Source organism: Pseudomonas sp. H1_F01 (assembly GCF_054681425.1).
The window spans coordinates 4,022,091-4,042,936 of sequence record NZ_CP162823.1; the positions used below are offsets into that span (position 1 = coordinate 4,022,091).

The 20,846-nt window shown below is 56.9% G+C and carries 10 protein-coding genes and 1 pseudogene; 5 read left to right on the top strand and 6 right to left on the bottom strand.

The genetic code is table 11. The annotated features are described in order from the left end of the window. Positions 1-11: 11 nt before the first annotated feature. The 6 genes from AB4O09_RS18320 to AB4O09_RS18345 form a co-directional block, all read right to left on the bottom strand. The gene (locus tag AB4O09_RS18320) at positions 12-296 is read right to left on the bottom strand and encodes a hypothetical protein (RefSeq protein WP_460107316.1); all 285 of its coding nucleotides are present in this window, start codon (positions 294-296) and stop codon (positions 12-14) included. Between the two features lie 659 nt (positions 297-955). Further along, on the bottom strand, positions 956-1,171 hold the full coding sequence (locus tag AB4O09_RS18325) for a hypothetical protein (RefSeq protein ID WP_460107317.1): 216 nt from the start codon (positions 1,169-1,171) through the stop codon (positions 956-958). Next, positions 1,164-1,574, bottom strand: a complete 411-nt coding sequence (locus AB4O09_RS18330; RefSeq protein WP_460107320.1) for a hypothetical protein — start codon at positions 1,572-1,574, stop codon at positions 1,164-1,166. Before AB4O09_RS18330 ends, AB4O09_RS18325 begins: the two co-directional genes overlap by 8 nt. Next, on the bottom strand, positions 1,571-2,353 hold the full coding sequence (locus tag AB4O09_RS18335) for a scabin-related ADP-ribosyltransferase (RefSeq protein WP_460107322.1): 783 nt from the start codon (positions 2,351-2,353) through the stop codon (positions 1,571-1,573). Before AB4O09_RS18335 ends, AB4O09_RS18330 begins: the two co-directional genes overlap by 4 nt. Before the next feature lie 538 nt (positions 2,354-2,891). After that, positions 2,892-3,158, bottom strand: coding sequence for a transposase (locus AB4O09_RS18340; protein WP_460107324.1), 267 nt, complete (start codon positions 3,156-3,158; stop codon positions 2,892-2,894). A 419-nt stretch (positions 3,159-3,577) separates the two neighbouring features. Then, positions 3,578-15,739 (bottom strand): hypothetical protein, encoded by a 12,162-nt coding sequence (locus tag AB4O09_RS18345; RefSeq protein ID WP_460107327.1) that lies wholly within the window; start codon positions 15,737-15,739, stop codon positions 3,578-3,580. A 249-nt stretch (positions 15,740-15,988) separates the two neighbouring features. On the opposite strand from AB4O09_RS18345, the gene AB4O09_RS18350 reads away from it, so the two are divergent. The 5 genes and pseudogenes from AB4O09_RS18350 to AB4O09_RS18370 all read left to right on the top strand — a co-directional run bounded on the left by AB4O09_RS18350 (position 15,989) and on the right by AB4O09_RS18370 (position 20,449). After that, positions 15,989-17,173 (top strand): tetratricopeptide repeat protein, encoded by a 1,185-nt coding sequence (locus AB4O09_RS18350; protein WP_053162411.1) that lies wholly within the window; start codon positions 15,989-15,991, stop codon positions 17,171-17,173. Positions 17,174-17,195: 22 nt separating this feature from the next. Then, positions 17,196-17,738, top strand: coding sequence for a tetratricopeptide repeat protein (locus AB4O09_RS18355; RefSeq protein ID WP_053162409.1), 543 nt, complete (start codon positions 17,196-17,198; stop codon positions 17,736-17,738). Then, the gene (locus AB4O09_RS18360) at positions 17,738-18,112 is read left to right on the top strand and encodes a hypothetical protein (RefSeq protein ID WP_027912332.1); all 375 of its coding nucleotides are present in this window, start codon (positions 17,738-17,740) and stop codon (positions 18,110-18,112) included. Before AB4O09_RS18355 ends, AB4O09_RS18360 begins: the two co-directional genes overlap by 1 nt. Positions 18,113-18,421: 309 nt before the next feature. After that, positions 18,422-19,576: pseudogene (locus AB4O09_RS18365) on the top strand (FIST signal transduction protein); the annotation flags it as partial. A 372-nt stretch (positions 19,577-19,948) separates the two neighbouring features. Continuing rightward, the gene (locus AB4O09_RS18370; protein WP_223471818.1) at positions 19,949-20,449 is read left to right on the top strand and encodes a methyl-accepting chemotaxis protein; all 501 of its coding nucleotides are present in this window, start codon (positions 19,949-19,951) and stop codon (positions 20,447-20,449) included. The last annotated feature ends 397 nt before the right edge of the window (positions 20,450-20,846 follow it).

Here is a 20,846-nt window from a genome sequence, read left to right on the forward strand (position 1 = left end):
GCCCAACGTACTTACATTGAGTTTTTATAGTGATCTTCGATCTTAAAAATAGCATCACGCAAGTTGCTACTTACCGCCCATTCGCCAACTTCGCGGCTCAACCCAAGGTCTGCCCCCTGAGATAATTCACCTCTTGATGGCCTTGGGAGTCCGCCAGAAAGTGCAAACTTGCGAAAACCCTTGAGGTTTTTCACCGTCGTTTCGGCAGCCTGAATAATAAAGGGATCCCTGGTGTCGATTTTATTTTTTTCGGCGATAGAGAGTGCGGCGTCAAGCAACTGAACGAATTTTTTCACAGCATTATCACCAGCGATTATCTAGGCACACTCCGAATCCTTTAATGATCCAGAGGATCAAAATATTTAAAACGATATCGAACGTTTAAAATCTACCTGGCGTTACTTGCTCGCTGCATGCCGAGCGTCACGTACAGCTCACGCGTGGCCGGACCTCATAGCAGATGGCCATCTGCCTGACTATGGTAGCGAAGCCTGTTTAGGGGATGCAACAGAATGTTACGAAATGGATGCGTGGATTGGAGATGGTGTTGTCGCCGGGAGAAGCCGGGGACAAACCACGATTTGAGTTCACCTGTAATCTGCCCACCCCATAACCGTGGCCTGCCCCCGCCTTCCCACAGGCAAAGTGAAAGGTTGCGAGATCTATCGTTACCGCATCAGCCGCAGCAGCGATAGCGAATACCTCGTTTACTGCTCTCGGGACAATGAAAGTTGGAAGGCCTATATGGTCTGGCCGAACATCAACAAGGTGATGGGGCCATACAAGACCGATCCGGTGTTGCCGTAGTTGCTGGTTTCTCGATTTCGTCGTTAGGTTCAGGCTGATCATCGAAAAACTCGAGCATGCCCTGCGCGACGAAGTGCATTATCAGGCGCGGGTATTGGGGTAGATTTGTGGGGGATCCCTCAGCGCCTGGCCCCGTTTTCATGTTTACTTATGTGACTTTGTCATCAGGAGAGAACCTTGGATTCAAAATAAAATCACCAACAATCTGTCCTTCCTCATTAACTTTCCAAGCCCCGACTACAGCTTCCGGAGGGACCGCATCATTTACTCCATAGTGACCATATATTCGATACACCCAGCCATTTGGATTGCGCGCCGCCTCTTCAACTTCGCGAGGCTCAGGTAGTATTTTTACATCATTCATTACACAATGACCTCAACCATTCATTATAAAATTCGATCTGTTGCCCAACGGTATCAACGAAGGAAGGTTCTATACAATCAAATATATCCACCAGATCATCTCGCCGCGCCGGCTTGCCAAGCCTTACCAAATAAGCTTTACGACCACCACCCATTTGCCGCGACATCCCTGATACAACTACATTTTTACGAGAGCCATTGCATAGCAACCTATGGCCTTGCTCTTCAAGCGCAGACCTCAAGAGAAGCAACGCTTTAAACAAGTCGTCAGACTCATAGCGAATTTCGCCTAAATCCGATTGAGAGAACGAAATCACCCATGGCTCCGACACCGCGACTTTTACAAAGCACTTTCGCAGCGACCCATCTTTAAAAAGAACTACTAATTCCTTGACTTCATTCATTTTTTGAAATTCGGATTAAGAATAGAAACACCTTGATTCGGAAGAGTCAAGGCACGAATATCGCTTGGATGGACGCCGCCCGGCATAGCTATCTCTAACTCCTCTGGAAATGGACTTTTCGAACCCAGAACCGCATTTACATCTATCCCACCTTTCTGCCTTACAACATATACATTACTATCAAAATCATTTGCAATATCAAACGATTTAGATGTTGGAACATACATACTTGGTGGAGATTTATTATCCAGTGCGTGCGCCATTAGATCCGTACTATCCCCTCGCGGTTGAAAACCTTCTTTAAATATTACATCAGGCCCCCTCGAATCCCCCCTGAAAGTGTACTGTGGAATGTCACTTACTGCGCTGACACCACTTGCCGCAGTTCCAGCCACACTGCTTGGAGCACCTTTGGCACTCATCCGCATCGCATAATGTTTGGCTCCAGTCACCGCGGACCTGACCTCACCGGCAACAACCTCTACACCAAACACAGTGCCATTGGCAAGAATGCCAGCATTATCGGTGCTAATACCTTTGGATTGATAGTAGTCGCCAATTTTCTCTATCGCGTAATCACGAGCCTGCTCGATCGCCGTCCCAAGGATCGCCTCGGTCGCGATGCTGCTCATGGCCTTCATCGTCCCCATCCACGCGTAGCTGACCGCTTGAGCTGCATAGCCAACCAGTAGCGTTGCATCCGGGTGCGCTTTGGCGAAGCTGGCAACACCGGTCAGGCCGTCATGGATCACGGGCGTGATGTCGTTTACCCGCTCCACGAAGGTGCTATTACCGCTCAGGGGGAAAACGGGGACAGACCACGTTTTCTAACTAAGACAGCGATCGTTTTCCCGGGCGCCCCGGGCGGCCTCGCTGAGCTCGCCGTCCGATCATTGCTTCAATTTCATTAGCAAATCGCGAGCCACCAAGTACATAGTTACCATTGGTGGCGGCCCGAATTTGGTCAACCAACCCTACCCCCAGCTCGTCTCTAAAAAGCTCCCTGTAAGCTTCTGCAGTCGATGTATTTGGCCCTCCAAGCGACAGGTACTGAGCATGCGGGGTAATAAAACACGAAAGCTCTGATTGTGCGTTAGCACGATAACTCGACCAACGATACTCCGCCGGATGCGTTACCATTTTTACCCGGACAGGATTCATTTCTATATAACGATAGCAGGCTAAAACATAGCTTTCACTTTGAACAAGGCATGAACGAAAGCGTCCCTCCCACAGGGTCCCACTGCGTCCATATGTACGATTCACGTACTGCACATACCTCTGCCCTATCCCCTTCATAAGCGAACCCGCACTACTTTACTCTTGAGGGCTGACTAACAAATGAACATGATTACTCATTAAACACCACGCGTGAATTTCACATCCGCTTTTGCTGGCTTGTTCAGCAAGCAGTTCCATATAAAAAAGATAATCATCATCCGAGAAAAAACAAACCGATCGATTATTTCCTCGTTGAATTAAATGCAAGGGTGCGCCCGGTATCAAGACGCGTGCTCTGCGTGGCATATGGAGAGTCCTTTCATATAAGTCGGACCAAAGCTTAGTCAACTCAAGAAAAGACATCACCCCTTTCTATTTCCTGCTGTTTCAGTCAATCAAAATACATCAAAGAAAACGTGGTCTGTCCCCGTTTCTCCCTCATCTAAGCGGCAAAGGCATTGGAGTAGATTTGTGGGGGATCCCTCAGGGTCTGCCCCCATTTCCTCCTGCTTACTCCTTAAACAAGTGTTTCCAAAGCAGGTTATATGCATACTCGCGTGCCTCTGCCTCATTCTCAAACGTAGCCACACCGTTGCTAGAGAGAGCCTCTTTCCACGAAAATTTCTCATCCGAAAATGCATTTTTCATATGAGCTCTAACTCCACTACAAAGAGTAGCATTTGAGGCAAGGTGTGCGCACAGAATTGTAATTGCCTCCTCCTCAGAATGACCAATCTCTACATTTAAATAATTAGCCAATACATAATCCACGTATTCGTACATTATTTTCCCACATAGATAGTTGTTGTATGCCAAGAATTGGTTAACACATTGTATTCATAAACACCTGTAGCTCGTGACAGCTCCGGATGAAAACGGAGCGGGCCGACAGTCCCAGGAGTTGAGGATACACGATCATAACCACGTCCGACTGGACCATTAAGATCAACCCCCTCAATTATGACCCGTTGCGCCCCTGGGTTGCTAAAAGTTACGGCTCGATCCAAATAGTTCTGTCTGATAAAAACATCCGACTGAGCTAGGAGCTCATCAGAATAAAATGCAGTTGACGAAGGAGGCACCACAACTTGTCCATTCCTGATGACCGACGATCCATCAGGAGCTACACCAGTGGTCGCACGAATGTATAGCTGCTCATCCGTCACCGCTCCACCATGGCGCTCTAGTGCATGGCCTTCCTGGCCAACTCGCAGAATCTCGGCGCGCAATGCATCGTCTGAAATATTTTCACCATCCATCCGCATCGCATACCGCTTGGCACCATTCACTGCGGACCTCACCTCGCCGAGGACGAACTCTCCACCAAACACCGTACCATTAGCAAGAATAACGGCATTATCGGCTCGCACCCCCTTGGACTGGTAGTAGTCACCGACTTTCTCTATCGCATAATCTCGAACCTGCCCGATCGCCGACCCAAGGATCGCCTCGATCGCGATGCTGCGCGAAGCCGCGAACGGCCCCATCACCGCATAGCTGACCAGCTGTGCCGCATAGCCAAGCAGCTTGGTTGCCCCCTCATGCTCAGCGGCGAAGTTACCAAAGCCGACCAACCTTTCATGGACCACCGGAGTGAAGTTGTTCGCCCAATCTACCAACGTGCTGTTTCCGTTGAGACTCAGAACACCTTCCAGATCACCCACCGAGTATGTGATCGGCTCTTGTGGAGGCGGGACGCCTACCCATACACCGTCGCCTTCATAGCTCATGAAGCCGCCATTCTCGCCAGGTCGCGTTGGATGAAGCGCAACCTGCCTCGTTCCAGGATGAGTATAGAAGTCCCCCAGTTGCTCAGGAGGGACTCCACTGGCCAGCCCCCGACCGATGTCGTCCCTATACACCTCATCATCTGGCAGCCCAGCCAGCTTCATTGTCCGCTGCACTGCCTCCTCCGAAGATTCACGGAATTGATCCACAAAGAAGTTGCCCAGCGTATTACCAAAAGCATCCGCCGCGATTTGACCGTGATCAGGTCGTGAGCCCCCTAACCACTTATCGCTTATCGCCGCCGAGGCGTATGCGCCGATTTGGCCGCTCACGATCTGACCGGACAGTTGCCTGCCAAAGCGCCCATTCAACTCGCCGCTGACGTTGGCAGCCACCACTGAGGATGCCAGGCGATTCCAACTGAAGGAGGTATCAAGGCCAGCGATGCGATTGGCCACTTGGCTGGCGGCATAGTTAAAAACGCCTTGAGCCGAATAGGTTTTGGCGGCACTGGCCGCGGTTTGAGCCCATGAACCTGGCTGAGTGCCTTGTGCCAATGTACCAATGCCGGAGGTGATTCCGTAGGTGAGCCCCCCGGTAATCCCGCTGGCGGCTACTTGCCCCCAAGAGAATTTATCCACCGCGCCCATGCCCATGCCAACCAACTGGGAAGCCGCGCTACCCACGGCGGCCCCGACGATTGCACCGCCAAGACTAATAGTGGCAGCTGTTCCTGCCGCGGCGGCAGACAGTGCAGCAGTACCCGCGGCGGCCGCACCGCCAAAGGTTGTGGCTGCTCCGCTGATCACCGCTGTGGCGGCCCCCGCTGTGAATACCGTTGCTACCACGGCCACCACCACCATGACGACGCTGGCAAGCCCGTTGCTTTTCTTTTTCTTAGGCTTAGGAGGCTGATAGATCGGAACAGGGGTCAAATCGCCGGTCACTTCGCTCGGATCGTAGGCCTTGAAGGTATCGGCGTTGTTGGCATTACTGCCGGCAACGTTGGGGATGATCAAGCTTGTGCCGCGATCCAAAGCATCACCAACGCCTAATCCATTAGCGTCGGCGATGAGGTACCACATGCTCGAGTCGCCCCAAGTTTTCTGGGCGATGCCCTGCAGAGTGTCGCCCTCAACGATCACGTAACTACCAGGCGTGCGCGGTACTTCATCGGGTGAGACAGATGCGATGGTGTCGTAAATCTCCGGTGCACTGTTATTGCCGACGCTTGCTAGCACGTTGCCGTTATGGAGGACATAACGCTGGGCGGTGAAATCGTAACCGTCCATGCGCGTGGTTAGTTGACCATTTCGGTCCGCAGTAAAATATCGAGAAAAATACGCTTTCCCGCTCGCTTCTGCCCTAAGCAGTTCGCCGCGAGCGCTGTAGGACATGATCGTCAGGCCATTGGTTCCTCTATTAACAGTTGCCTTGACCTCGCTTTCCTTCCATGTCTCGAACCCTGCAAGAGTCGTGAAATTCTCCCCCCACATGGTCCGACTACCGTTCTTGTCGTATACGCTATAGCGATAGTGAACAGAACGTCCCGCAGCGTTATATCCCACAAGGGAATCACGCTCCACGCCATCAGCACCGATCTTTCGTGTCTCGTTGAAGAACGTGTATTGAGAGGCCAACCAGCTGCTGCCGTTCCAGCGAGTTACCAACTGATTATTGAGCTGCCCATCTCCACGATAGGTGTAGGTGGTACGGGTGCGCTCACTGCCGTTGACATCCTCTTGGAAGATGCGGTTATTGCGCCCGTCATATTGGGCACTGAAGATCTGACTGGCCTCGCCGAGCAGCGCCCCATAGGAGGTATCGGGGTTAGTCGATAGATTACGGATCGAAGCGCGCTTGGTGGTTGTGAGCAGCGAACCAAGGTCATTATAGGTGTAGTTATTCAGCACATATTCATGACTGGGATAACCAAAGAAATCGATAGTCTTTACATACTCTTCGGCAGATGTCCGTTTACCCACAGCATCGTAGGTATAGACCTTACCCTTGGCTTTGCCGCCAACGACACCGGCGGCTACTTGCCCGCCGCTGTTCCGGAAGCCGTCCTCGACCAGCACCCGCCCTTCCAGATCATATCTAAACCAATTGTCAATCACCGTGCGTACGCCGCCTTGATTGGTGGTATCCAGCACGACACGACGCCGATTGCCCAACTCGTCATAGCTATAATCAATACGGGCGATTACAGGGCTCGCAAGGTCAATACCGGCAGGCATTCTCACCCCTGCCAGCCTTCCCAACGCATCATATTTGTAGAGCGTTTCATAGTGCGTATTGAAGGTACTCGAGTTCGCCGTGAAGCTGGAGGAGTTGAATTCACGTACTTTATTCCCCGCCAGATCATATTCCGACCCAGTAGCCATCCAGTTATCTGTGGGACCCTCGGTCACCAACTTGGTCAGGCCGTTAGCAAAGTATTGGTAGATTTTGTCAGGGCCTCCGGCGATCTGCTCTTTTGCCACCTCACCAAAAGCATTGTAGGTGTAGGTATAGGTATGTCCGCCCCAATCTTTATGCCCAACCAGACGAGAAACATCCCCAGACGAGTATGTCCAGGTCTTGGTGCTTCCCATCTCGTCTTGTTCAAGGGTCTTACGGTTGAGGGCATCGTACTCATAGCTGAACATCACCCCTGACTCGTTATTGCTATGGGTGATATTGCCGCGCTCGTTATAAACGGTATATCGGGTATTCCCCGCCACACCGGACAAATAGGACGCGCCTTGGCGAGCGTCTTCCACGTTCTTCAGAGTTTCCGCTGTCTCCGCTGTGCCACTGATTTCGGCATACAAACGCCCAGCCTGGTCGTACTTGTTGGTCAACAAGGTAACCTTGGCCCCGCTACGGATAACGCCATGGTTGATCTGCCGATCCATGGCATCGTAACCATCAACCAACACAGTGCCCAAGGCATCCTGAGTGGCGACGCGGTTGCCATGGACGTCATAGCGGTATCGCCGGGAGTTGCCGAGAGCATCAACATCACGGGTAAGTTGACCAACCTGGTTGTAGACGTGTTGACGGGTACGCAGCAGGGTGTTGGTGGCCACGCCGGTGTAAGGCCCGACCAGATCGGCTTCCTGGATCAGTTGGCCGAGGATGTCGTAGCGCTTTTCGTGGATCAGGCTGGCGCGGTAGCCGGTGCCGTTCTCGCGCAAGATATCAGTTACCGGCAGGGTTTCAGTGAGCACCTGATTCGCGTGGTTATAGGTGTAGCTGGTGACGTAGCCCCGGGCATCGGTACGACTGAGCACGTTGCCCCAGCGATCGATGGTCTGCCGGATGATCGGCGTGCTCAGGGTCAGGGTGGCGCTGTTCAGGGTGTCGGCGCCGAGGTTCGCCTCGAACGCAGGCAGGTGTTGCTCGAAGGTGCGACCGAGCAAGTCGTTGCGCATGTAGTTGATGCGGTCGTCGGTGGTGATGCTCCAGTCCCCCAGCACCGTGCTTTTGCTGACTTTTTCGGACAGGTCATACTTGAACGCGGTGACATTGGTCGCGTTGCCGTAGGATTCGAGCCGACCGACCTGGTCATAGTTGAAGACTTCTACAGTGGCGCCATTGACCTGCTTGCGGGCGACTTCACCGAAGCGGTTATAGAGTGCGCTTTCGCGCGCGGACACCTTGGTGTCCAAGCCCACGGTGTACCAATCCTCGGTGGCGATCTGCTGGCCGAGCGCGTCGTACTCGAAGGTACGGCGGGTGGTGTGATTCATCGCCATCGGCACGCCAAACACCGTAATCCAGGCGCTCATCGTGACATTGATTTGCCGAGTTTCCTCAATACGCCGACCCGCCACATCGACCTTGTAGTTCTGCGCAGAACCCGCTGCATCGATCTCCAAGATCTCATGCCCGGCGGCGTCGTAACGGGTGCGGGTGATCTGGCCCAGGCCGGCCTGTACGTTGCCAGCGCTGTCGGTGCCGGCCGCGCGGATCTCGCGGATTTGCTGCCCGAAGGCGTTGAGCAGGAGCGTGGTGGTCGGGGACGCGATGACATCAGCATTGGCAAAAGGGTCGACAACACCGTTCTTGGCGGTGGCCCGTGCGGGCTCGGTGACCTTGATCACCTGGCCAAGGGCGTTGTAGTCCGTGCTGACGACGTTGCCTTGGGCGTCAGTGACGGTCTTGACGTTACCCACGCCGTCGTAGGTGCTGCGGCTGAGCAGCAGATCGGCGGTCACCAACGTGGCGCTGGCCGCTCCCGTGGTGGCGTTGATGCTCTGCTGCCAGAAACGCGCGCCTTCCACGGTGGTCTGGCTGAGGCGCCCCATGGGGTCATAGCTGAAACGAACGCGGCGGTCGTTAACGCTGACCGTCGGGGCCGCTGGCAAAGCATTCTCGTTCCAACTGGCGAGCTTGGTCGCGTAGTCGGTCTGTCGGGTCAACTGACCGAGGGCGTCGTACTCCATCCGGGTGTAGTAACCGAGGGCGTCCACACTGCCGATGCGCTGTCCGCCCAGGTCGTAGTAATACACGCTGCTGGCGCCGGTCTGCACCGTGGCGCCGCTGGCGTTGCGTGCCACCTGGGTCTCGCGCACCAGTTGCCCGAAGGCGTCGTAGCTGTAAAGCGTGGTAGGCGCCAGGTTAGTCAGAGTCGAGGTCGCAACGTTACCGGTGAAGGTGAACAGGCTGACGATATTCTTCTGCACTGCGGTCTTGCGCCCGAGGGCGTCGTAGCTGGTGATCAGCGTACGGTCCTGGGTGGCATCGGGGACCAGGGTAGTGGCGGTGACATCGGTCGTGAGGTAATAACCCCTGGCCGGCGCGGCCAGGGTCAACGCATTCGCATAGCGAACGGTACGAGTGGTCTGGCCCATACCATCATAGGTATAGCCGGTTACACCCTTGAGCCCATCGATGTCGTAACTGACTCGCCCCAGCACATCGTAGACCTTGTAGCTGTCGACAAAATCAGTGCCGACCACCCCGCTGTTGTTGACCCGCACGCGGTTGCGCACCGCGTTGCCGAGACTGTCGTAGGTGACTTCGGTGTTGACCTGGAAAGTGTTGGCGGTGCCGTCCGAGGTCTGTTGGTAGCGGCCGCTGAGCTTGTTGTACCAGCCCGGGCTGGTGGTGCGGATCTGCCGGCCGACGGCGTCGTAGGCATAGGCGGTGGTGCGCGCCTCGGTCAGCTCATCCAGTGCGGGATCGGCGGCAACGCTGGCTCGCAGGCGACCCTCGGTACGGCTGAGGACATTGCCCAGGGCATCGTAGGTATTGCTGGTGACCAGGTAGCGGTTCACCGCCGATACCACGCCGGCCTCGGTGATGCTGGCCACCGCGACCGCTGGCGTGATCTCTTCCACCAGACGGTTGAGCGCGTCGTAGTTATAGGTCCAGACGTGGCCGTTTTTGTTGGTCAGGGTCTTGCGGTTGCCCACCGCATCGTAGGTGTAGGACTCGATCTTGCCTGCTGCGTCGGTAACGGTTTTTTGTTGACCGACGGCGTCGTAGGTGTAGGTGGTGGTGCGGTCAGTGGTGCTCTCGGGGCGCAGTAGGGTTTGCAGTTGTTCGACGCTCAGGACGTCACTCGCGGTATTTGCACCGACAAGCCCCGCCGAGGCCCAATTCGCCAGTCCGGCGCCAGCGTTCGCATTGGTATTGAGTACCTGGCCGGTGGCGGTATCGATCAGTTCCAGCGAATCGACTTCGATCAAGCGGCTGGGATCGCCGCTGCTGTCAGTGCCGTAGTTGTACAACAACAGAGGCACCGCGCTGGCGCTGCCCTCAAAGAACTTGTTCGGGCTGGCGCTCGCATTGATCGGGTTCGTGCCACTGATAGTACCTTCGAAGGTCCGCCAACCCATCTCCGGCGTCAGCTTCACCCCACCCACCGCGCTGTAGGCGTAGGAGCCTCCGTACGGATTGGAAAGCGGATTGCCGGCACTGTCGTAAGTAACCACACCGGCATAAACCTGCCCCTCTCCCGTCACTTGGCGCAGCTTGATGCGCACGGTGTAGGTCTTGGCCGGATCAATGGCGATTTTGCCCTGTGCCGTCATTGCACGAGTATTACCTGACAGGGTCAGCGTGCGGCCGTCGCTGCTGCCATCGGTCGGCAGTTGAATACGCGTGGAATACTGGATGGTCTGGGTAAGCCGCCCATTGGCATCGTATTTATTTTCGGTGACACCGCCCTGCGCATCGATCACGTAGCGCTGGCGACCCACCGCGTCGTAGGCGAATTGGGTGCGCCGGTCGTCGCTGTCTGGACGCAGCAGCGTTTGCAGACGTTCGGCGCTGAGGCTATCACTGGCAGCATTTGCCCCAACAAGGCCGGCTGAGTACCAGTTCGCCTGATCGGCGCCAGCGTTTGCATTGGCATTGAGTACTTGGCCGGTCGCGGTATCGATCAGTTCCAGCGAATCGACTTCAACCAGGCGGCTGGGATCGCCGCTGCTGTCAGCGTCGTAGTTGTACAGCAACAGGGGCACCGCGCTGACGCTGCCCTCGAAGAACTTGTTACGGCTGGCGCTCGCATTGATCGGGTTCGTGCCGCTGATGGTGCCTTCGAAGGTCTGCCACCCCATCTCCGGCGTCAGTTTCACGGCTGCGGCTGCGTTATAAACGTAAGTACCACCGTAGGGGTTGGCGAGCGCGTTCCCGGCACTGTCGTAACTCACCACGCCGGCGTAGATGCGACCTTCCCCCGTCACCTGACGGAGCCTGATGCGCACGGTGTAGGTCTTGGCCGGATCAATGGCGACTTTGCCCTGCGCGGTCATTGCACGAGTGTTACCTGTCAGGGTCAGCGTGCGGCCGTCGCCACTACCCACCGTCGGCACCTGAACCGGCTTGGCATAACGTACCGTCTCCACCACCCGACCATTGGCGTCGTACTTGTTCTCGCTGACATAACCAAGGGCGTCGACAGTAGCACTCACACGACCGGCAGCATCATAGACATACCAGGTGCTGTTCCCCGCCGCATCGATCTTGCGCGTGACCTGATCGTTGCCGTTGTAGTTGTAGCGGGTGGTCAGGTTCAGCCCTGTCGGGTCTTGGCGTTCACTGATGCGCCGGCCCAGCTTGTCGAATTCATACAGGGTGATTTGCTGGCTGGGACTGGCCACCGTACCGCGCATCACCTGGACTTGCTGGCCCACGCCGTCATAGCTGTAGCTGGTGGTGAGCTTCAAGCCGTTGGGGTCCTGGGTTACCCGCAACAACTGGCCTTTGCGGTCGTAGGCGTAGTCGGTGATGCGTTGTTCGGCTTTCCCTTCGGCATCAACGACCCGCACCTGGCGCCCCTGGCCGTCAAAGCTATAGCGGGTCACGCTGTTGTTGGCATCGGTACGGGTCAGCACACGGTTGGCGGCGTCGTAGCCATAGCGGCTGATCCGGCCCAAGGCGTCGGTCACGGTGAGCAGCCGCCCAGCCTCGTCATACGCATTGGTAGTGGAGCGGTTCAAGGCATCCTGGGTGGTGACGAGCTGACCTTCCTTGTTGTAGCTATAGCGGGTCACCGCCCCGGTGCCATTGGTGACCGTCAGGGTCTGGCCGTGGCGGTTCTTTATAGTCACCACGCTGACACCGTCGGGGGTGGTCACGGTCAGGCTGCGCGCACTGTCGTTGTAGGCGTAGGTGGTGACCTTGCCCAGTGCATCGGTTTGTTTGAGTACCCGGCCGAAGGCGTCGTATTCGCTGCTCTGCCCCTGGTTGAGTGGATTCTTTAGCGTGATGACTCGGCCATTGCTGGCATAGGTCGTGGTGCTGACCAGACCCCGACCATCGGTCTGGCTGATCACCCGACTGAACGCGTCATAGACCGTGGCGCTGCTGCGTGCCAAACCGCCGACATCGTCGATACGGCTTATCTGCTCGCCACGCTTGTTGTAGGTGATGCTGCTGGCGACCGTGTTCCCCGTGGAGATGGTGCGGGTGACAGACGTTTGATTGCCGAAAGCGTTGTAGCCATAGCGGGTCACGTAACCGAGGGCATCGGTCGTGGCAGTCAGCAGGCCACGGTTGTCATAGTCATACACACGTCGATTGTCATTGGCCGCGTTACGGATCGCTTGCACCAGGGTCTTCAACTGAGCGTTCAATACACCGCCCGAGAGGCCAGCAGTGTCCGCCGCCGCCAGCCGACCAGTGAAATCAGTCCGCTCGCGCACATCGCCGAAGGCGCTATAGACCGTCTCACTGACCTCGCCCATTGCATTGACGACATGAGACAGGCGCCCTGCCGCGTCATAGTAGGACAACGTCCGGTTACCCAACGCGTCAGTGACGCTGGCTACCCGTCCGGCCGCGTCATATTGATAGGTCAAACCGTACTGCGCATAGATCGCAGCCACTTCGGCGGCGCTCATGCCAGTCGTTATGCGAGCCGACGCTTCACCAAGCAGCTTGCCAATGGTTTGCCCAAAGGCGTCATAACGGGTGCGGGTGCTGCGCTCTTCGGTGGTGCCCTGGGCTTGGGTTTCACGCACCAAACGCCCGGCCGAATCGTATTCATACGCAGTGGCCGTGCCATCGGTGGCGACACGCAGGGCCACACGCCCTTGATCGTCAAACGTCGTGGTCGCGGTTTGTACCGCACCCGCCACCACGCCGCTCTTGATCGTTGCAAAGGTGGTCGCAGCGGAAATCGCGGCAGTGTATGCGGTGGCATAACGGATGGTTTTCTGGGTATTGCCCGCTTCGTCGTACACCGTTTCAGTGACGAACTGTTTCTCATCGACACTGCCGATCTGGCGACCGGCCGTGTCGTAGAAATACCAACTCGTCAGATCACCCACGGAAGGTGGGCGCAAACCAACGAGAGTGCCGGTGGCCCGATTGGCGAGCACTGTCGCGTTCGCATAACGAATGCTCTGTATCAGCCGACCTGTTGCGTCGTGACGGTCTTCACGCAAATAGCCTTCAGCATCCAACTGACCGATCTGATGTCCGCTGGCGTCATAGAAAAATCGCGTTGCGCGATCACCGGTCTGCTGCTGGATCAGCCGGCCTTTCCCATCATAAGTGAAGGTGGTCAGCGTACCGCTGGCATCCGTGCTGGTACTCAGTCGGCCGGCATTGTCGTAAGACAAAGCGCTAAGACGATCCGCAGAGGTACTCGCCGGACGGACTTCATCAACCTGTTTCTTGAGCACCACAGTGCCGTTGTACCAGGCCGAAGTATCAACCAGCGTCGCATAACGTTTTTCCTGCACACGCTGCCCGGCGGCGTTGTAGCTGTACTCGGTCACCGCACCGAGGCCATCCACCAGGGCACTGATCCGCCCGGCCTCGTCGTAGAACGTGTAACTGCGAACGCCTGTCGCGTCCTGGACCATGACCTGGCGACCGGCATCATCATAGACATACGAAGTGGAACGCGATGCCAGGCCGGAAGCGGTCTGCGTCAGGCCAAGCAGTTGGCCTCGGTCGTTATAGGTTTGCGTGAGGGTCATGCCGGCGCTATTGGTCACCGCCAACGTCCGGCCGGTACCGTTATAGGCGGTCGTTCGTGTGCCTGCCGAGTCGGTCTGGCTGATCACGCGCCCCAGGCCATCGTAGACAACCGAGCTGAGGGTAATCTTCCGGCTACGGTCTGCCGCACGGACTACGAGCGTCTGCAGCAACTGACCATGCTGGCTATAAACGTACTCGGTGACGCTGGTGCTGCTCTCCTGGACGCCTGTACCGGCGGCATCGACTGAGCCGTAAGCGACCCGACGACTCAAATTGCCACGGTAGTCATAACTCAGCTCGGTCAGGGTCGAGCGGGTGCGATCTCGCGAACCGGCCCAAGTCACCAATTGCGACTCGGTCAACACATCCTCCGGTGTGAGCCCGGTCAACACAAACAAGGCATCACCGTAGGCGATTTCCTGGGTTCTCAACCCCTGGGCGTTATAGCGATACTCCGTGACCTGGCCACGCCCATCGACCACGAAGCGCACCCGATTGTTACTGTCGTAGGCCAATCGGGTGACCTGGGCGGTGCTGGCCGACGGCTCGGTCCAAACCCCGGTGGTGGTGTTCAGGGTCGCTGTCGCGGTGTAGCGGATCTCATTGAGCAACTGGTTGTCAGCGCTGTAAGTACGCGCAACCGTGGCCCCCGTCGCATCGCGCTCCAACAGCACGTTACCGTTCGCATCGTACTGGTAGGTGACGGCGTTGCCGCGTCCGTCCGTGACGCTGATCACGTTGCCGTCCGAATCATAGGCATAACGCGTGGACAGGCGCTGTCCATTCACCGCCGGTGTTTGTACTTCGATCAGTCGGTCGTTGGTATCGTAGAAATAGCTCCACTGCTGGCCTGAGCCATTGAGCACATCCGTACGGTTATTGGCTGTGTCATAGCTGAAGGTGGTGGTCCCCGAACTGTCGGACACCGTCTTGACCCGGTACTCGCCATCCAGCAATTGGTAAGTGAAGCTGGCCGAAGTGCCGTCACTTTGCGCGACACTGGCGATACGGAAGCTGGCGCCGTCGTAGGTATAGTCGGTACGGTAGACCTTGCCATCGGTAATACTGTTGTCTTCCGGGCTCAGATCGGTGCTGACATTGATCAGCCGCCCTTGGGCGTCGTAGCCGTAATACACCTGCTGGGTCAACGCACCGCCCGCAGCGTTACGCGTGTCGACGCGCTCCAGCTTGCCGGACGCGTTGTAACTCAGCACCAATTCCTGGCCGGAGCTGTCCTTGACCGAGTTCAAGCGCCCATTGGCATCGTAGCCGTAGCTGATCTGCGTGCCGTTGGCGTCAGTGACCGACAGCAACCGGCCATTGTCGTCATAACGTTCGACGGTCCGTCGAGAGCCGTCCGTCCAGACCATCTGACCGACATCGGCGTCCCAGGTAACGGTGTCATGGGCACCATCGCCCTCGGTCGATTGATAGCGACTGCCGTTCCATTGATAGACCGTCTGATGACCGTCGCCCGTGGTACGGGTTACCTGGCTGCCGGCAGTGTTGACGGTGCCGGTCAACACCAGGCTGCGTTCGCCGTCCCAGCGCCAGCCATCGGCATCGCCATCGCTCAAGCCGCCCTGGGTGTTATAGGTGCGGGTGTGCAGCAAATCCTGGCCCAGGCCGGACAGTTGCTCGTCGGTAAAGCGCAGCACCAGGTTGCCGTTGCTGACGTTGACCAGTGCCTGCCCCCCGGCCTGCCCCAGGTTACCTTGGCCGCTGCCCCCCAACGAATTCAACGAAGCGTTGAACAGCCCTAATCCATTACCGGCGACGATGGCGACCATGTTTTTCTAACTCCCCCGACGAAGCTCAGCCGACCTGCGGCTCAAAAAAACGGCTGCTCGTCCGACCACCAAGCAGCGCTACTGTCAGTGCTTATGCTTGGTTTTTGAAAAAAGTTTAGGGGGAAAGGAAAATATTTTATGAAGCACTGAAATCGGCTGTTTAGCGCATGACAGGCCACAGCCATCAAGGCAATAATCGCTCGGGAGAACCGCTCCCCCCTTCTTCCGATCGCCGAAAAGAATCCATTCATGACCACTGATAATACGTCCGCTGAACAGAATCGCTTGGCGCGCCTGCTCACCTTCCTGGGGCATGATCCAACCAACCTGGCGCTTTTGGCCGACGCGTTGGCATTGGCCATCGATCTTGGCGACGTCATTCATGGCCAACAATTGATCGATCACATGAAGACCCAGGCGATCGAAGAGCCCAACGTCTGTGCGCTGGCGGCCCATGTCTCCTTACAGGCCGGCAAATATGCAGCAGCGGGCGCGTTTGGTGATAAGGCAATCGAAGGTGGAATAAAGCATCCAGCCGTTATCTTCAACACCGCCCAGGGCCATTTTTATAGCGGCGATTATGCTGCCGCCCATGCATTGCTTTCACGCCTGAGCCATGAACCGCAAAGCCCTGCGCCGCTGCTGATGATGCATGCACGCGCCTTGCATCAACTGGAAGAAACCGAGGAGGCCGAGGTGCTGGTTGCGCGCGCATTGCTGCAAGAGCCGGAAAACATCGACATTCGCGGCCTGCTCGCCCTGCTGCAGTACGAAAATGACAACTATTCCCCGGCGTTGATCACTGCCCACGAGACGCTGGCGGAAAACCCCGATCAACTCGATGCATTGATCGCCTGCGCCTCGGTCCACTTCCACCAAAACAACATCAGCGCATCACGCAACGCCTGGCTTCATACCGTCACCACGCATCCTGAATGCGGCCGGGCATGGTCCGGGCTGGCTCGGCTGGAATTCAACGAACTGGAATTCGACGCGGCTGAAGAACACCTCAAAACAGCGGTCCAGTTCATGCCGGACCACATCGGCACCTGGCACCTTCTGGCCTGGATCTACATTTTGCGCGGGGACAGCATTCAAGCCCGCCAAGCGCTCGACCGCTCTTATGCCCTGGACCGTAACTTTGGTGAAACCCATGGTGGGCTGGCAATCGTCGACGTCATGGATGGGATGACAGAACGCGCCCAAAAAGGTATTCGTCGCGCACTCAAACTCAAACCGGATGGCCTGTCGGCTCACTACGCCGAAGCCCTCCTGCTTCGGCAAGCCGGACATCCAGAAAAGGCAGCCCAACTGATCGATCAGGTGCTTGACCGGACGAGACCCGATAGCAGCAACACCGGCAGGGTCCTGATGGAGAACTGGTTGCAAACACACCAGAACAAAGTCCCCGACCGTCATCCGGATCAACACTAAGCCATCGCACACGGAGCCCAACATGCTGGACGCATCGGAATATTTGCACCTGGCGATCAACGCCAGTCAGAACGGCGACCATCACGCCGCCCTGAACTATCTGAACGCAGCACTTGAACTAGAGCCGAAAAACGCAGCGGTCCATTACTTTCGCGCCGCCGAACACGCCGAGCTCGGCCTGCTGGAGCGTGCGCATGCGGAAATGATCGAGGCACTTGAGCTGGATCCCGGGATGGACATAGCGCGCTTTCAATTGGGTTTGCTCAGTCTTCAGTTATCGAAATTGGACGACGCCCACAATGCATTCAACTCACTGCTGAATACTTCACAGGAGATGAGCTTGAGGGAGTTTTCCGGTGCCTATCTGGAACTGCTCGACGAACGCATACCGAACGCCATCACCCGGCTCACTCAGGGGCTGACAGATTGCCCCAATCCGGCATTAAAGGCAGATATGGAGCGAGTATTGGCAAGTCTTTCGGACTCGCCCGCCCCCCAAAGTCCTGATACTGCCGAACCTGCAGTGTTTCTTGGCGCCTACCGCAACACATTCGAGACTTCCTGATGAGTAAAATCGATTCGACTCGCCTCTCCCAGGTCCTGGCAGCGCTGGCCAAGCCCAAGGAGCGAGTAACATCGAGCGCAGCAAACAACACCAGTGCAGCCAAGGTCAAAAAGGGCGAAAAAGACCTCGAAGTGCTGCGTGTAAATCTACAAAGTCGTCTTCGAGATCTTAAGAAAAGTACAGAAGATTTCCAGGAGGCGGCCCCAGTCATCACGGTGCAGGAAATCCTGCGCTGGGAATTTGGTGAAAATATTCTGGAACATCCCGAATTCGGCAACATATCAAAAAAAGTCGCTGAGACCATGCTGGAAAACCAGGACCTGGAAAAGGCTATTTATGGGATTGTTGATCGGATGGTGTCACCTGAATCCTGACTGAAGGATCCGGCGAGCCAACATCCGTCACCCACCGGGTCATACACCGGATCCCTGGACATATACTAAAGTCGCTGGTCAACAGACGTAGAAAACCCAAACCAAAAACCCCTGTGGACTGAGGCTGGAAATAGCTACTTTGTGGCTGGGTTCTACGCAGATGGTCCTAGACTGCTTTCCTGTACTACCTGAACGCCGCCCCCCCTGCGTAGCAAATCCTCACCAGCACACCCAGCCGTGACCGCTACAGAAAAAGAACTCTGCACGCATACCTCATACGCGTCACGTCGCACTCAACCGAGTCCAGCCATGAACCTACTGAATCTATTCAACAAGGCCCGCGCCCAGACTCAAGGCGCGGTCAGCGTGGTCTGCACCTCTGCTGAACTTGACCAGGCGCTGGCCAACGTACGTATCACCCCAGTGTTGGTCACCGGGTTCGTCTCCCCGCACCTGGACATCGACCAGGTCGCCGCCAAGGTCAAGAAGCGCTTTGCCCACTGCGCCATCAGCCTGTGCACGACGTCAGGTGAGTTGTGCAACGGCGCGAACACGCTGTACTGCCAGACCGGCGAAACCTGGGATCGAGTGGTGCTGCAGCTGTTTGACGCCAGTGTAATTGTGTCGGCCGAGGTGGTGATGGTGCCGCTGGAGTGCGAGGACATTCGCGGTGGCGGCAAGCGCTTGGCCATGCGTGAGCGAATCACCCGGTTGGTGAGTAACATCAAGCAGGCGCAAGTGAGCACGCCGATTGACCATCGCGATACCTTGGCCTACGTGGTGTTCGATGGGCTTTCGGCTTCCGAGTCGTTCTTCATGGAGGCGCTCTATGAGTCGGGACGTTTCCCTTGCCTGTTCGTCGGCGGCTCGGCCGGTGGCAAGACGGACTTCAAGAAGACCCTGATCAGTGACGGGCAACGCAGTTATCAGAACCACGCGCAGATTGTCTTCCTGAAAACCGCGGCGGACGTGCGCTTCGGGGTGTTCAAGAGCCAGAATTTCCAACCGGCCGGGCTGACGTTCAGCGTGCTGACCGCGTCGGTCGAGGACCGCACCATCGATCAGGTCATCGACAGCCGTGGCAACATCAAGAGCATGGTCCAGGCGCTGTGCGAGGCATTCGAGTGCAGTGCCCAGGCACTGGAAAAGAAGCTGGCCGATTATTCATTCGCCATCCGTGTGGGCGATGAGCTGTTCGTGCGCTCCATTGCCCGCATCGATTATCAGCAGCAGATCATCCAGCTGTTCTGCGACGTGGCGCCCGGCGAAGAGCTGGTGATGGTCAAGCGTACGCCCCTTCGCGAGGCGACCCGCCTCGACTACGAGAAATTCCTCAAGGGCAAAGGCGGCCGTCCGGTGGCCGCTATTCTCAACGACTGCATCCTGCGCCGGCTCAACAACAGCAGCGACCTGGGCAGCATGGCCGGTATTTTCGGGGATGTGCCTCTGGCCGGCTTCTCGACGTTTGGTGAAATCCTCGGTTTGAACCTCAACCAGACACTCACGGCGATTTTCTTCTTCAGAGTCACCAAGGGCGCCAGTTTTGTCGATGAGTACGTCGATAACTTCATTGCTCACTACGGCGAGTTCAAGGCGTTTTTCCTGCGCCGCCAGATCAAGAAGCTGGCGGGCCTGAACCATGTCGTGGTCAAGCAGATCATGGCGTTCAAGATGAATGACTTCAGCAGCGCCTTGGACACTCGCGGCCTGGACAACACCATCCTGCCGGTGTTCGACGGCCTGACGGATCTGGGCCAGGTATTGGCCCAGGCCAGCCAGCAACAAGCGCTGATGGCGACGCAAATCAAGCACTACTCTGGCGAACTGCACTTGTCGATGGATGACCTGACGGGCACGATCGACCGGCAAAACAGCGTCGCCGAGCAGGCCGGCACGACCGTCGAACAGCTTGCCACCCAAGCGGGTGAAGCGGTGGTCGGCGCCCGTGCGCTTGCCAGTTCGAGCTTGCGTATCCAGTCGATCGTACAGGTCATCCAGCAAATCGCCGGGCAGACCAACCTGTTGGCCCTCAACGCCGCCATCGAAGCAGCGCGCGCCGGTGAGATGGGCAGAGGGTTTGCGGTGGTGGCTGATGAGGTCCGCAAGCTCGCGGAAATCACCCGCAAGAATGCCGCGGAAATCGGCGTGGACATTGACCTGCTCTCGACGGAGATCCAAGGCGTCGCCCAACAGATCGAAGACCAGTCCGTCGCCGTCAGCGCCCTGCGCGAGATGCTCGATGCCCTGGAAGACTCGAGCCGCACCACCGAAGGTACGGCACAACGCACGAAGGCCATCGCGGACACCTTGACGGGGCTGACTCACGCCAGTGCTTGAGCAACTGTTGCAGGGTTTGGTGTTGAATCCGGATGCTGTGGGCAGCCGCAATCTCCTGTGGGAGCGAGCCTGCTCGCGATAGCGGTGGGTCAGCTTGCATCGATGTTGGATGTGCCGGCGTCTTCGCGAGCAGGCTCGTTCCCACAGGGTTTGGTGTTGAGTCCGGATGCTGTGGGCACCCGTAATCCCTTGCTCGCGATAGCGGTGGGTCTGCTTGTGGTGATGTTGGATGTGCCGGCGTCTTCGCGAGCAAGCTCGCTCCCACAGGGTTTGGTGCTGAGTCCGGACGCTGTGGGCAGCCGCAATCCCTTGCTCGCGATAGCGGTGGGTCTGCTTGTGGTGATGTTGGATGTGCCGGCGTCTTCGCGAGCAAGCTCGCTCCCACAGGGTTTGGTGT